Annotated in this window: 12 protein-coding genes and 2 pseudogenes; 7 read left to right on the top strand and 7 right to left on the bottom strand. The window is 42.4% G+C overall.

The genetic code is table 11. The features are described from left to right. Nucleotides 1-123: 123 nt before the first annotated feature. From dcm to V7K32_RS13425, 7 genes and pseudogenes are all read right to left on the bottom strand, one after another. The gene (gene dcm, locus V7K32_RS13455) at nucleotides 124-1,248 is read right to left on the bottom strand and encodes a DNA (cytosine-5-)-methyltransferase (protein ID WP_334993922.1); all 1,125 of its coding nucleotides are present in this window, start codon (nucleotides 1,246-1,248) and stop codon (nucleotides 124-126) included. Beyond that, on the bottom strand, nucleotides 1,217-2,491 hold the full coding sequence (locus tag V7K32_RS13450; RefSeq protein WP_334993920.1) for a hypothetical protein: 1,275 nt from the start codon (nucleotides 2,489-2,491) through the stop codon (nucleotides 1,217-1,219). The genes dcm and V7K32_RS13450 overlap by 32 nt, the downstream gene beginning before the upstream one ends. A gap of 27 nt (nucleotides 2,492-2,518) precedes the next feature. Continuing rightward, nucleotides 2,519-3,415 (bottom strand): annotated as a pseudogene (locus tag V7K32_RS13445) (IS630 family transposase). Nucleotides 3,416-3,604: 189 nt separating this feature from the next. After that, nucleotides 3,605-5,659 (bottom strand): glycoside hydrolase family 10 protein, encoded by a 2,055-nt coding sequence (locus tag V7K32_RS13440; protein WP_334993918.1) that lies wholly within the window; start codon nucleotides 5,657-5,659, stop codon nucleotides 3,605-3,607. Between the two features lie 177 nt (nucleotides 5,660-5,836). Then, nucleotides 5,837-6,409: an HdeD family acid-resistance protein gene (locus V7K32_RS13435; protein ID WP_334993916.1), complete on the bottom strand. Its 573-nt coding sequence runs from the start codon at nucleotides 6,407-6,409 to the stop codon at nucleotides 5,837-5,839. 167 nt (nucleotides 6,410-6,576) lie between these two features. Continuing rightward, nucleotides 6,577-7,128 carry an alpha/beta hydrolase gene (locus V7K32_RS13430; protein WP_334993914.1) on the bottom strand — a complete coding sequence of 184 codons (552 nt, stop codon included), beginning with the start codon at nucleotides 7,126-7,128 and terminating at the stop codon, nucleotides 6,577-6,579. Between the two features lie 403 nt (nucleotides 7,129-7,531). Then, nucleotides 7,532-7,723 carry a bromodomain-containing protein gene (locus V7K32_RS13425; protein ID WP_334993913.1) on the bottom strand — a complete coding sequence of 64 codons (192 nt, stop codon included), beginning with the start codon at nucleotides 7,721-7,723 and terminating at the stop codon, nucleotides 7,532-7,534. Between the two features lie 353 nt (nucleotides 7,724-8,076). Between V7K32_RS13425 and V7K32_RS13420 the strand changes: the two genes are divergently transcribed. The 7 genes and pseudogenes from V7K32_RS13420 to gshB all read left to right on the top strand — a co-directional run bounded on the left by V7K32_RS13420 (nucleotide 8,077) and on the right by gshB (nucleotide 13,853). Continuing rightward, entirely contained in the window at nucleotides 8,077-8,310 is a 234-nt protein-coding gene (locus V7K32_RS13420) for a DUF2281 domain-containing protein (protein ID WP_334993911.1), read from the top strand. Between the two features lie 98 nt (nucleotides 8,311-8,408). Continuing rightward, nucleotides 8,409-8,675 (top strand): annotated as a pseudogene (locus tag V7K32_RS13415) (type II toxin-antitoxin system PemK/MazF family toxin); the annotation flags it as partial. Nucleotides 8,676-8,738: 63 nt separating this feature from the next. Further along, the gene (locus V7K32_RS13410) at nucleotides 8,739-8,909 is read left to right on the top strand and encodes a hypothetical protein (protein ID WP_334993909.1); all 171 of its coding nucleotides are present in this window, start codon (nucleotides 8,739-8,741) and stop codon (nucleotides 8,907-8,909) included. A 381-nt stretch (nucleotides 8,910-9,290) separates the two neighbouring features. Next, nucleotides 9,291-11,060 carry a GTPase HflX gene (hflX, locus tag V7K32_RS13405; RefSeq protein ID WP_334993957.1) on the top strand — a complete coding sequence of 590 codons (1,770 nt, stop codon included), beginning with the start codon at nucleotides 9,291-9,293 and terminating at the stop codon, nucleotides 11,058-11,060. Nucleotides 11,061-11,306: 246 nt separating this feature from the next. Then, the gene (locus tag V7K32_RS13400) at nucleotides 11,307-12,017 is read left to right on the top strand and encodes a hypothetical protein (RefSeq protein ID WP_334993907.1); all 711 of its coding nucleotides are present in this window, start codon (nucleotides 11,307-11,309) and stop codon (nucleotides 12,015-12,017) included. A 311-nt stretch (nucleotides 12,018-12,328) separates the two neighbouring features. Beyond that, the gene (gene grxC, locus V7K32_RS13395) at nucleotides 12,329-12,601 is read left to right on the top strand and encodes a glutaredoxin 3 (RefSeq protein ID WP_334993905.1); all 273 of its coding nucleotides are present in this window, start codon (nucleotides 12,329-12,331) and stop codon (nucleotides 12,599-12,601) included. A gap of 277 nt (nucleotides 12,602-12,878) precedes the next feature. Further along, nucleotides 12,879-13,853: a glutathione synthase gene (gshB, locus tag V7K32_RS13390; RefSeq protein ID WP_334993903.1), complete on the top strand. Its 975-nt coding sequence runs from the start codon at nucleotides 12,879-12,881 to the stop codon at nucleotides 13,851-13,853. Nucleotides 13,854-14,252: the final 399 nt, after the last annotated feature.

The following is a 14,252-nucleotide window of genomic DNA, read 5'->3' as shown; positions in this document are numbered from 1 at the left end:
GATTCCACCGCCCAAAGTCGATGATCTGCCTGAGTCAGTCAATATGTGAGTAATAATGATACAGCTAGTTGACTGTAGCTCAATCCCTTTAGAGTCTTTCTTGTCAAGCTTTTGATTAGAAAATTAACGGCTGAACTCTGCTTCTGGCAACTCAACAAAAGCCTTACCAACAGTTACGTAGGGTAGTAGCCCAAATAATTCAAGTTTAGGACTATGAGTAGATAAAGGTAAGCTAATACTACCAATGTCTTTTCGGCAACCAAGAAAAAATAATCGCCGCCTTAACTGGGGAGTACCGAAATCAGCAGCTAAAAGTACACCGACTGAGATGTTGTAACCCAAATTCGCCATCTTGTCCCAAATTTGCTGGTATAGTGTGCCACCTGCAATTCCTTTGAGATTAGATACATTCTCCATAACGAAAAAGGGCGGGTACAAGTACTCGACAAAACGTAAAAATTCATAAATAATACCGCCTCGATCATCCTGAAAACCTTTTTGTTTACCTGCCTGACTGAAGGCTTGGCAGGGTGGCCCTCCAAATACAATATCTGGTTTCTCAACTTCACCGGAAAACTTTTGCCATAGACTTAACGGGTTTTCTACAGTGGAAATATCATTTTCCAAAACGCAAATATGACCACCAAAAAAACCACGCAGTGTTGCACAAGCATCTGACCAACTATCGAGAGCTAGCTTAGTTTCTATACTACCTGTAAGATAAGCACCAATATCCATACCTCCTGCGCCGCTAAATAGGCTGAAAGCTTTGAGGGAACGATTTTCAAATCCTAGTGAGTTTGCTTGCTGAACTAAAGATTTAAACACAGCTTCTGCAAGCGGTACAGGTACAGCATTACCTACCTGAAGCTGAGTACTTGTTAGGCTTCCCTCGAATTTTATATTGTCAGGAAAACCTTGTAAACGCGCTGCCTCTCGCACAGTAATAAATCGGTTTTTATATGGATGGACGAATTTATTGAAAATGTACCCCGTCACTGTTAACGAGGGTTTATCTGGGTCAAGACGAATTATTCTTAAATTTGGGCCGCCTTGACGATTTGGATCGTCCTTGAGATAAAATTTAAAGCTATCGTGCCAAAGTTCTTCAGGCAAATCCTGCATTTTTTGCCCAATTTTTAAAGCATCGATCCGCTTTTGTACATCTGAACCAACCCGTCTAGCAATGTGATTTGCAACCAATTTGGACGGACTATTAAAATTGGAAATTTTCTGAAATCCAGTCATCTCTCACATGGCTTTGGGTGAAGGTGATTATACCATCAAAAAGATTGTAAATCTCTTTTTCAGGCGGCAAGTCTGCAACTTTTTTCGCTTTTCCTGTTTCATCTAGTGTCCATATAACATCCTGAAGTTCGAGCAGGTAATCATTATAGTGACGCACAGCATGAATGTTAGACAGCAAAGCAGTTTTTACTGCCATTTGACTATGTTTTGGCTTTCCTGTAGCAGCAATTTTTAAGACTTGATAAATTCCTTTTTTAATATCATCAGTTCTGTCCATTCCTACGCTAGATTTACCATCAGAGACGGATTCGTACCCATCACCACTCTTTCTCACTGGCCAAGTCAAAGGTCTAGGAGTAGGTTGTCCACAAGCATTTGTTAACCAATAAACAGGTTCAGGTATAGTTCCCCTACCTCGTGCTGCTTTATTATACGCAGAATAGGCAATATTCCAAAACTGAAAATATCGATAAAATAGTTGATTATCCAGGCCAAAACTTCTGCCAATTTGTTCGTATGCCCATGTCGGAGAACTATGGCTTGCTTTTACTCCTAAATCCACAAGTTCATAGTTCCAGGAATCTTCTTCTAACTTGGGCAGAATTATATGCAAGTTAGATGATGTCAGAAAGGAATTGTCTGTAGGAGAGTGCGAACAAGGTATTGGTTCTCCATTTTCTCCCATCTCGGTTTGTACCTCAACCTTCGCTGCTAGAGCAAGTGTTGCCAATGGTGCGGGTTTTACTTCTGCAAGTAAGACTACACTCTCTTTTTCATCATGAATTATTACATCAACGGGTTCAGTACCATGATAAATTTTTAAATTCCTCGAATTAATTTTAAATAAATGCTTTAGAAATACACACAGCAAACGACTTGTAGTTTTGCCAATAGTTCCAGATGGTAATTTGTTTGCCTGATGATAGTAAAAATTACCTTGTAAAACACATCTTGGGCAAGCATTAGTGTATGGGTAAATTAATAGAGGAATATTATTTACTGGACAATAAAGCCATCCTTTATTGGTTAGTTTTGTATAGTACTCAGCAGCTACAATCAGATCAAAAGCTGCTGCCAGTGATATACCAGGATTGGTAGCAGTGCGTTTGGCATTTTCCAAAGCTTGCTCAACCAGAATGGAGGTTAATGCTTCTTCATGGGGATTTACTTCCAGAGCTTTAACTCTTCCTAAAAGGCTGACTATCCAATCGGACTTAACTGGTTCAGGTTGATTACTTTGCACTAGTATTTATAGCAACCGCCAAGGTGGTTAGGACGCAAAATGTAAGACGTGCTCAATGGCATTTCGTAAACAATCAAACTGCGCTAGTTTTTTGCGGATTCGACTTTTTAACCAAGACCAGCATTTCTCAATGTTGTTAAGGTCTGGAGAATAAGGCGGTAGGTACAGTAGTTCACACCCCGCACTTTGAATCAGTTCTTGAATACGCCCACCTTTATGGAATGTGGCATTATCCATCACCACAACCTGCCCCGGCTTGAGTTTTGGAAGCAAACAAGTTACAAGCCTTGTCTCGAAGACGGTTCGATTACATGCCCCCTCAACCGTGAAAGGCGCTATGAGCTTTTGGTTACACAGCGCTGCAATCATGTTCACCCGACCCTCACGACGGCCTGACTTAAGTGCATAGAAGCGTTGCCCTTTCTCATTCCAAGCATAATCATATTGATCTCGGTTATCCATCCCAGACTCATCAAGATAGACAATTTTCTCTGTGGCTAGGGTGGACAACTGTGCTACAAAAGCCTCTCGTTTGCCTTCGTCGCGCTCACGGTAGCCATAAGTCTTTTTTTTCGAGTGAAGCCAATTTTCTGCAATGCCCGTGAGATCGTGCGTTAGCGTAGCTCGCCGAAGGCATCGCTAATCTGCTCCTCCCAGAGTTTTGCCATCTCAACTTGGGTTTTATCCCCATGAGATGAAGCAAACTCACGGAATTTTTCCCAGTTGGTGATTTTATGACCATTACCAGGAGGCTTATTGGGCAAGGCTTGGAAGTCGCCTGTAACGGAGAGTCGCATTGCTCCCTAAGTTTATGGTGTTGCGACTGATATTGAATAAAAGACTTGCTTCGCTTTTCTTTAAGCCATCAAGTTCGATGGCTTGGATGACCTTTTGACGAAGGTCGTAACTGTAGGGTTTGGGCATATGTACAGCGATCGCGCGCGAGCAGGAGAAGGAAGGGGACTATTTCCAGTTTATGCTCAAACCGCCTTGGCGGTTGCTATAAAGATCGATCGCACTCATACTACACAACAGCATAACAGCGATCGCATTGCTCGCCGCAGCGATGTTTACGACGGGCTGCGCCTACGCACTCATAGACAGCACTTTTATTCAACTCACTGTAATAACTGTTCCTACACTCTCATTCGCCAATCTATCCACCGCACATACGGCATAGGTTCCCGCTTGTTGGACGGTAGCGAAGGTTGTGCCAGCAGACAAAATTCGTTGAATTGTCCAAGTATCGCCAGTTTGTCGATAAAGTGTCCAGGAGCGAACAGGCTGATTATCTCCGGGCTGCCAACTCAGTTTGCGGTTATTGACTTGTAGTTGAATAGGCAAAGGCGGCGGTGTCGTATCCTGCCAAGACAAAGTAGGAGGTAGCGCAGGTTTGTTATAAAGCAAACTTTGGAATTTATCAGCTATGCCCTGACTATTTTCTGTCAAAACACCGATATTAAAGAAGATATTCCCCAGTGACAAATGTCCAGCTTGGCTACGACTAATTTTCACCTGCTTTTCAATCTCATCACTCTCCCGACTCTTGTTGCTTGGTTCTGTCAGATTGTTACCAGCGTAAACGTGTCTTTGCTTTGTGTTTACCTCTGTCCACCACTTTAGCAGGGCGGAATAACTTTGTTGTGGTTGATCTGTTCGCCAGTAAAGTTGAGGCGCGATATAATCAATCCAGCCTTCTGCTAGCCATTTCTTTGAGTCTGCATACAGCACGTTGTAAGCATCCAACCCAGTAATACCAGTGGGTTGTCCGGGGCGATAAATCCCAAAGGGACTAATACCAAATTTAACGTCAGGTTTAGTTGCTTTAATTCCCAGCCAGAGGCGCTGTACCATTCTGTTAACATTGTCTCGTCGCCAGTCGCCAAGGCTGAATATCCCACCGGCTGCCTTATATGCAGCATAGGTTCTATCATCGGGGAAAGGTTGTCCGTCAATGGGATATGGATAGAAATAATCATCTAAGTGAATGCCATCAACATCGTAGCGCTTCACTACATCGAGAATTACGTTGTAAGCTCTGTCTTGAACTATTTTCAGTCCTGGGTCCATCCAGCGTTGAGTTTTCCACAAATAAACGCTTTCTGGATTGGTAACTGCTATGTGGGGACGGACTGTTTTAGCTGGGTCGGTGGAAGTGCTGGCGCGGTAGGGGTTGAACCAAGCATGGAGTTCAATATTGCGCTTATGACATTCTGCGATCGCAAACGCTAAAGGATCGTAAAATGGTTCTGGTGCTTGACCCTGAGTTCCTGTAATCCAAGCACTCCAAGGCTCTAATTTAGATTCATATAAAGCATCTCCCTCCGGTCGCACCTGGAAGATAAGAGCATTGAAGTTTAGCGCTTGTAATTTACTAATAATCTCGCTGAGTTCAGCTTTTTGTTCGGCAACAGAAAGTCCTGACTTGGAAGGCCAATTACTATTCCACACAGATGCTACCCACGCCCCCCGGAATTCCCGACTATGATTTACCCTAGCGCTACCGATAGGTGCGGGTGTCGGCGTTGGTGTTGGTGTGGGTATCGGCGTTGGTATTGGCGGCTGCACTAGGTAACTAGAGGCAATTTTTTCTACCTGACCTAAATACACTAAAGCTTGATAAATAATCACTGCCACATCTGCACGGGTGGCTGCGAGATTAGGATTGAGTAATTTGATATTTGGAAAACTAACCACTAATCCAGCGCTGGTGGCAATAGCTACCTGATTTCTACCATACTCAGGAATCTGAACAGAATCTTGATAAATTTGTGGGAGTTGTAAGAGGAGGTCAGGTTTTACCTTGGTGGCAATTTCTAAGCCTCCTACCAAGGAAACTAAAACTTCTACCCTAGTAATTCGGTTAGCAAAACGGAAACTTTTATCAGGAAACCCGCTAAGAAATGCTTTTTCGTAAGCTGCTTGAATGGCGGCTGCTGCCCAATAATTAGTGGGTAAATCAACAAAGGGGACATATTGCCGTTTCTTGGAAACTGTCCCAAATGCGTTGGCGATGATAGCAGCAAATTCAGCGCGGGTAACAGAGTTATCGGGGCGATAAGTACCGTTAGGCAACCCATTGACAATACCACGTTGAGCTAAGGCTGTAATAAATAACCGCGCCCAATGGTTTTGAATATCCGAGAAGGGAGTAGCAATAGATACCATTGTTTATTGCAGCTAGCTGGCCTCGATTTTGATTTCCTTAGCTAATTTAGCAATAATATCAGAGCGATGCCTGCGGCGGGCTGCGCCTACGCTGCTGCAATATATTAGTAAATCACTACTGAAGATGGGGCGTTGGACATTGGTAATTGCTATTCCCCATTCCCCATTCCCTATCTACTAAGTAGGATTTGTAGCTTCATTAGTAGGATTTAAGGTAGAACGCGCATTCAATGACAGCATTACGCGGGAAATTCCAGTGAAAATAACGCTGACACCAACTAGTGTACCCAAAAGCCAGGGCCCATTGAAGGGCCACTGGAACCAAATCATTGCCCCTAAAACCAGCGTAATAATCCCATTACCTAGAATCCACGTCCAATTTTCTTGCGGACGTAACCTGAATGCCAAAATTAACTCGAATGTGCCTTCAGCTAGTAAAAAGCTGCCAAGCAACAGAGTAAGTGTGAGAATACCTGTAAAAGGATAAACAAACAGCATTATGCCAGTTGCAATATAAAGTCCGCTCAATAGAAGTTTCCAGATAAAACCTCCTTGGTGGCGGGATTGAGTTGCATAAACTAGTTTTGTAAATCCGGCGAAAATCAAAATCACCGCAATCCAAGTCTCGGTAAATAAGGTCGAGAGACTAGGCGCTGCGATCGCAATAACCCCCAGGATACTCAAAATAACGCCACTTATCAGTGACCCATTAACATCCTTCTTAATCTCTTTAGAAACATCGCTTGTCATACAAATCTTTTCCCTATTCTTAGACTCAACTCTACATTTAGGTTAGGGAATTTCTAGGTAACAGGGCATGAACCCTAAGATAGACTCATCAGTATTAACTTTATTGCGATCGTGACTAAAATTCACCGCTATTGAGACGCTAAACCAATCATCTGATGACCTAACCCTCACAATAGCTGTGCAAGATTACTTAGGCGTTCATAAACAGAGATGAGACGATCTCCTTGAAGTTCAACAGAACTAGTTGGATAATTCTGAATCGCTCCAAGCAGTGTAACTTCACCATTTTGTTGAATAGATGCACTTAAAGCACTTTGCAGCGCCTGCTGATTTAATTGTCCTCCAGGAGGGTGAACCACCTCACCAATTTGGTTAACCAAAACTGGCCCTGCCCAGCTAGACAGTAAGCTATTTAAAAAGGCAGGATTGGCTTTTATCGAAGCTTTCAATGCCTTACGAGCTACTGCGGGGTCTTGTTGCGCCGCTTGTAAATAAGCCCTTAACGTCGGGGTAGTTTTGCCAGTTTCTGTAAACTGAGTTAATTCTTGAACGGATATTTGCCCTTGAAAATCACCATATTTTAAAAAAACTTGCTCGGCAGCATTAGCATTAGTACTTGAAAGTAAAACAATAGCACCTATACCTAAAGCTACTGTTTGAGTGAATAACTTAGTAAATTTCCGATTGTTTAATCGGTTGAAAAGTTGATAAATTTCCATGTTGTCTTACTTTATGATAGTGCGGAGCAGAAGATAAGCAAAAAATGCCCAAGCGTTATATTATTTCACCAAATTCCTGTTCCAGATACATCCGGAGGGGGCATATTATATATCATACGTGTCAACTTAACGTGAAAGCGTTGTCTTGCAAGCAACTTTAGTTACTTCTCTTATGGCTCAAGTCATCTCTTAATGACTAAATCTCCCTCCCCAAAAATCTTTAGTCTACTTCAGTAGACTTGAGCTATGAGCCATAAACTTCAGTTCAGGGCGGGTGAGAAAGCCAACAGATAAACCATTTCTAGACTTTTGTTGACACCAATGATTATATATACGCCCCTACAATCAATTTGTTGCAAATATTTTTGGAAATGGTGTTATTAAGCCTTTTCGTTAGGCAAAGCTAATGAGGTAGTATTGACTGATATTCGTCTAAAGTTGGTGCCGATATGCCCAAATGCTTCCTAGCAGATTCTTCAGCTAGCTTTCGATCTTGCTCGTTATCGAACTGACTCTCATCTAACAAATGACGGTTTTTTGCCGCTTCATCTCGGCTTGGTCGATAGCCATTTTTCCACTTGTACTTCCAGTCCATAATTTGAAAGGCAGATATACTGCAATTGGATTTCCTAGTTATTCATATTAGCTGCTTAACTGAAAATGACACTCCTGCTATAGGTTGAAGAGGCTCATTCATAAGGTACAAATTTAACAGAATCAAAACTGACGCAAAAAGGCAGTGAAAGCCTTGATTTTCCGTAGGGGCAATTCATGAATTGCCCCTATATTTCGTACTTAATGCGTAAGTCATAATAATATTTTTAGTCAGAATCCTCTAGTGAGCAGGACTTGATAGATTAGCACGCCGATCGCAAGTATGATAAGTATGGTGATTAGTGGCGATCGCTATTGCTATCTCATATAAAATTTTCCAGATGTAGAATTTGTTTGGTTTTATATTTTTATTCAGAAGCCGATATAATAAATATTATTTTAGATATTGCCGAAACACAAAAGGAGACAATTATGCTTAATAAACAGATTACACAAGAACTAGAAAAATTACCTGAGCCTCTGTTACAAGAAATTTTAGATTTTATTCAATTCTCACAAGCCAAATACCAGAAAAAGAAAATTTTAGAAATCACCATTCTGAGTGAATTATTACTGCAAAAAGATTAGTTAACTCCAGAGGAAGATTCAGCATGGCAGGATTTATAAAAGGAGATGTCGTTATTGTTCCATTTCCATTTTAAGACTTAACTGAAACAAAATGCAGACCTGCTTTAGTTATTGCTACTCTTCAGGCAAATGACCTGATTATTTGCCAAATTACTAGCCAATCTATTGCCGATATCTATGCTATTCAACTAGATAACAGTGATTTTAGCTCCGGTCGATTAAATCAGCCAAGTAATATCAGACCAAATCGTATTTTTACTGCCGACAAACAAATTGTTTTATATCAAGCAGGTAAAATAAAACTTGAAAAATTAACAGAGGTGATTAATAAAATAATTGAAATTATACACTACTCAAGCCTGTAGTTGTATTGAGTATTTGACTAAGTTGAACTGCTGTCGTCGGGTGGTTGAGTAACTGGCGGTTGTGTGACAGGTGTACATAGACTTGGTGCATCTTCTGGTAAAACAGAGACACCAAAGCGTTTTAGTTGGGAGAAGTCCAGCAATACTGTTGCTGGCAAAGGTTTTGAATTTGATGGAACTGAGGAAGTTACTGCGGGATTATTAGTGTTAGCTAGAGTTGGTGTGTTTTTATAAATGCTTGTTCATACTGCTGTAATTTTTGTAGATAAGCTTCAACCTCAGCCGTAATTCTAGCTTCAATTGGAGCAATATCTTCATCTTTTAAACTTAAGTGTTTGCTGTTCTTGCAGCAGTTTATGACGCTTTGCTTCACCAACAGGATACTGCTGTTGTATTGCTATAGTAAATACCTGTTCATACTGCTGCAACTTTTTTATATGCTTCTATCAATGATGGGATTCGGGGTTAGGGGATGAGGGCTATCAAGGTTTTTGCACCTGACCGGATGCTCCCATTGACAACGCATCCCTAAAAGGAGAGATATAGGAGCCTAAACCCTGTTATAAAATAGACATATAAGGATTCGGGGGGCCATTTAACTGGTCATAAACGCCTATAGAAACTATTTTTGGAAATCTCCAAGGTCTGAAGTCCAGCCAGCTTAAACAACTACAGCGGCTGTATCACCAGCGTATACCGGGCGATCGCATCACCACATCCGAGTTCTCCCAGCGTCTGGCAGCAATTAGCACAGAAGTCAATCAGCCTGTGTGCGCCTACATCAACCGTCGCGGACAAGTGATTCGCGTCGGGGTAGGCACACCGCGTCAAACCCAAATACCACTGATGGAATTGCCCCGCTATGGTGCAGAACGACTCAGTGGTATTCGTTGCATTGCCACCCATCTTAAAGCAGAACCGCCAAATGAGGCGGCACTCACGGCTATGGCACTGCAACGCTTAGATGCCCTAGTTGTCCTAAACATTACCGGAACGGGATTTACACGACGGGGAGGTGGTGCGACTGGGTATGTCAAAGAAGCTTATCTAGCTCATCTGACACCCCAAGAGTCTCGCACTCTGATTCCTAGTCCTGCTGTTGTCAAACTAGAGGAAAACCAATTCGGCTTCGCTCACTGTAAACAAATCCAATCCCCAAGTTGGAATATCTCGCCACCTCTGAGCTTGGATGAACTGGCAGACCAGGATTTAGTAGACTTGGTAGAAAACCTGGAAGCAGAATTTCAACGGGAATTTGTCGCCCAGGAAGTAGATTCTGACCACGATCGCGTCCTAATTGTCGGGCTGATGACCAGTGAAATAACTCCCCTACAATTCCAAGACACCCTAGTAGAATTGGCACGTTTAGTTGATACAGCTGGGGGAGATGTATTACAGACAATACAACAAAAGCGATCGCGCATTCATCCTCAGACAGTAGTTGGCGAAGGTAAAGTCCAAGAAATTGCCCTAACCGCCCAAACACTAGGAGTTAATCTCGTCGTCTTCGACCGCGACCTCTCACCCTCCCAAGTCCGCAACTTAGAAATGCAAATTGGTATCCGGGTGGTTGACCGTACCGAAGTAATTTTGGATATCTTTGCTCAACGCGCTCAGTCCCGAGCTGGTAAATTGCAAGTAGAACTAGCACAGTTAGAATACATGCAGCCGCGACTCGCTGGTAGAGGTCGCACCATGTCCCGATTGGGTGGTGGTATTGGGACTCGTGGACCTGGTGAAACCAAACTAGAAACTGAACGCCGTGCCATTGGGCAGCGCATTTCCCGACTCCAAAAAGAAGTGACCCAGTTACAGGCGCATCGTTCGCGGTTACGGCAGCGACGACAGCATCAAGAAGTTCCCTCAGTGGCTTTGGTTGGATATACTAACGCTGGCAAGTCCACTTTGCTGAATGCTCTCACGAATGCAGAAGTTTATACAGCCGACCAGCTATTTGCCACTCTCGATCCTACTACCCGCCGTCTGGTAATTCCTCATGGCGAAGCTGATAAACCTCAAGAAATTCTGATTACAGATACGGTAGGGTTTATACATGAACTACCTCCATCGTTAATGGATGCCTTCCGCGCCACCTTGGAAGAAGTCACAGAAGCCGATGCCCTACTACATTTGGTCGATTTGTCTCACCCCGCTTGGTTACGCCATATTCGCTCAGTTAGAGAAATCTTGGCGCAAATGCCAATAACTCCAGGCCCAGCGCTGGTTGTTTTTAACAAAATTGATCAAGCCAATAGCGAGACACTAGCTTTAGCTAGAGAAGAATTCCCCCTAGCGGTGTTTATTTCTGCGAGTCAGCGCTTGGGATTAGAAACCTTACGTCAGCGTCTTGCCCAGCTGATTGAATATGCCGTTGACTATCGGTAAATACTGTTTTTCAAATAATTTCTAGTTTAAAAAAACTCAGTAGCAGTACTGAGTTTTTTCTTATATAAAGCCAAAAATAAAGTCTTTTTGAACTAAGGCTGGTATTATAGACAACTTCCAATTGAATCTCTAGAGTAGTAAAAGCCTGTCACTGGATGCATCTAATTTTACATGGATAGCAAACAGCAAAATTCCCATGATTAGCAATTGAATCTTACCATTTTGTTTTGCAAACATTGATATAACATGAAACATCCATTTTCCAACGCAGCAATACGTTCCTTCTTAGCTGCTACTGCTGTTGTGATATCATCTTCTGTTTTTGCCCCTGCTAACGCCGCTTCGATGAATTTTACTATCAATGACTTCACCGGTGCGGATACTCAGGTGAAGTTTACCTTGGATGACGCAATAGCAGGGTCTGGCAAAGTTCAGTTTAAAGTAGATTATTTATCCACTGGTAACAACACAATTGCTGACATCCGAGGCATTTTCTTCAACATTTTAGACGATACGCTTCTCAGTGGTCTGCAAGTAGCCGGTACAGATGTCACAAATAAACAATTTGGACCTGCTGGAACAATTAACTCTGTTGGTAGCGGTAGTAACAATCTAAACGGTGGTGGCGGCTTCTTTGATGCTGGAGTAGAAATTGGTCAGGAAGGAATAGGTCAAGGAAAAGGCGACATTCAATCTACCATCTTTACCCTATCCAATAGTTCCAAAGCTTTGACGTTGGCTCAGTTTTCTCAGCAAAACTTTGGAGTGCGCCTAATGAGCGTCGGTTCTGGAAGCAATCGTAACCTAAGTAGCAAACTCAAAGGACAAGCATCTTACTACACAGCCCCACCACCACCACCTAAACAAGTGCCTGAACCTACTACAGTAGTTGCCCTTGGTCTATTTGCTGTGGGTGCGCTGAAAGTAGCCAACAAAAAACCTTTAGTATCAGCTTGAATGACAGTCGCCTAGAAGCTTTACTGGGAGACACCAGATGCATCTCCTCATGGGATCAGGTGTGTCTCCCTCAATACTATAAAATTTACTTATTAACCACACATTAAAGTATTATATTACTAATTTATTGGACACTCCCACGGCTTATAGCCGTGGGATTTTTAAATCATGGGGTTCTAGTGAACTCACTCTCATCAAGCATCGTAAACCCAGTTAGCGATTTTTAAAGATCAGGTCAAAACGGGATAGAGCAGCTACAATCAGTGGCAAAGTTCTAAAATTAAGAAGCATGAAATCAATTTGAGGACTTTATGGCCGCAAAAGTAGAAATTTACACTTGGAGAACTTGCCCGTTTTGCATTCGTGCCAAAAGTTTGCTGAAGAACAAGGGAGTTGAATTTATTGAATACAGCATTGATGGAGATGAGAGAGCTAGAAATAAAATGGCTCAAAGAGCAGATGGACGCCGTTCTTTACCGCAAATTTTCATCAATGACGATCATATTGGTGGTTGTGATGATATCCACGCTTTAGACAGTCAAGGGAAGCTAGATGAGCTACTAACTTCTAGCAAGAGTGTGTAGTTTCAGAAAATATTGCTAGAAGCTTGCGACAAGCCGCTACACACGGCAGTCGCTACAATATATCGGAGAGGGATTGAGAGTGAGGTAAGCTGTCGGACATAAATTGTATGTTATTTAATTCTTATTCCTAAGTCTGTTACCCAGGTATAAAGCTTGTTTTACTCCTAAATCCTGTATTATGTATTCTGAATTCTGCTGTATATACGTCAATTGGGGAGAGCATCAAGAGATAATAATTGAATAACCATTTAATTTCTTGGTGATTGAGGTATAAAGGGTGAAACTGGCTTTTATCATTGATCCCATACATCTGCTTGACCCGTGTCATGATACCAGTGTTGCCCTAATTGAAGCAGCGCAAATCCTGGGACACGAAGTTTGGGTGACTCAGGCAAATTTGCTGAGTGTAGTCCAGAGCAAAGCTTGGGCTGTCCTACAGCGAGTCGAACTTATACCAGTGCAGTTGGTGGAGGGACGCTGGGTAGCGGTGAATCCTTGGTATAAGTTGAGCGATTCCGGCTTAACTTCTTTAGAGACAATGGACGCCGTATTTATGCGGACAGATCCACCTGTAAATGATTCATACCTCTATGCCACTTACATTCTAGATTACATTGACCAAAATAAAACCCTGCTGATTAATAGTCCTAGCGGCATCCGAGGGGCAAATGAAAAAATGTACGCCCTCCAGTTTACTAAAGCGATTCCAGAAACGATTGTCAGTGCTGATAAGCAGTTTATCCGACAATTTGTCGAAGCAAAGGAAGCTGCGGTTCTCAAACCACTGGGTAACAAAGCTGGGGAAGGAATTTTATTTTTGCAATCAGGCGATCGCAATTTTAACTCGATTGTCGAACTCAGTACCCTCCAAGGTCGAGTGCCTGTAATGGTGCAAACCTATTTACCGGAAGCAAAAGCAGGAGATAAGCGCATTATCCTACTCAATGGCGAACCAATTGGTGCGCTCAATCGCCTCTCTAGCGGAACTGATTTTCGCAATAATATGGCTACTGGTGGCACAGTCGCTCAAACCGAAATCACCCCAAGAGAGGATGAAATTTGTACCCAAGTAGCCGAACGCTTACGCCAAGATGGCTTAATTTTTGTCGGTATTGATGTTATTGGTGGCTACCTAACAGAAGTTAACGTCACTAGTCCTACTGGAATTCGTGAGATTGATCGCCTAGATGGGACTCACCTTGGTCATCAGGTTATTGAATGGATTGAACAGACAATAAAAAGCAAAAAATAATTTACATTTATTTTTTGCTTCGTGTCCTATAGCAGTTCTCACTTGAATGCAATACAGTCTGAACCTCACCCAGTATTTTGCTTACATAAACACTCTCCTGTCCTTGCCAAGGAGAGAGGTTGGGAGTGAGTTTTAAAAATGTACTTCATGCAAATGAGAACTCCTTGCTATATTTTCCCAGAAACAGACTTCCTTCGGACGCTTGTGTGGACGAATTACCCACGCAAACCATTCTAAGTAAATGTATTTACTTTTACTGTATATGAGTTTAATGAAACGCGGGGGTAGATGTAGCGATCACTACGACGGGCTATCAGTTTCGCATCTGTAGTTGGGCAGGTATTCTTCTTTATTTTTTCCAAAAGAATAGCTGGACATGTGAGCCAGCAGACTCCTGCC

The organism is Nostoc sp. (assembly GCF_036917635.1).
In the GTDB taxonomy this organism is placed as follows: Bacteria; Cyanobacteriota; Cyanobacteriia; order Cyanobacteriales; family Nostocaceae; genus Nostoc.
The sequence above is the reverse complement of the archived record's forward strand: the minus strand, read 5'-3'. Positions and strand labels throughout refer to the sequence as shown.

Bases quoted from the DNA above. Each gene is read 5' to 3' on its own strand.
- dcm (WP_334993922.1), bottom strand. From the start codon at position 1,248: ATGACTGGATTTCAGAAAATTTCCAATTTTAATAGTCCGTCCAAATTG.
- V7K32_RS13440 (WP_334993918.1), bottom strand. From the start codon at position 5,659: ATGGTATCTATTGCTACTCCCTTCTCGGATATTCAAAACCATTGGGCG.
- V7K32_RS13435 (WP_334993916.1), bottom strand. From the start codon at position 6,409: ATGACAAGCGATGTTTCTAAAGAGATTAAGAAGGATGTTAATGGGTCA.
- V7K32_RS13430 (WP_334993914.1), bottom strand. From the start codon at position 7,128: ATGGAAATTTATCAACTTTTCAACCGATTAAACAATCGGAAATTTACT.
- V7K32_RS13425 (WP_334993913.1), bottom strand. From the start codon at position 7,723: ATGGACTGGAAGTACAAGTGGAAAAATGGCTATCGACCAAGCCGAGAT.
- V7K32_RS13400 (WP_334993907.1), top strand. From the start codon at position 11,307: ATGAAACATCCATTTTCCAACGCAGCAATACGTTCCTTCTTAGCTGCT.
- grxC (WP_334993905.1), top strand. From the start codon at position 12,329: ATGGCCGCAAAAGTAGAAATTTACACTTGGAGAACTTGCCCGTTTTGC.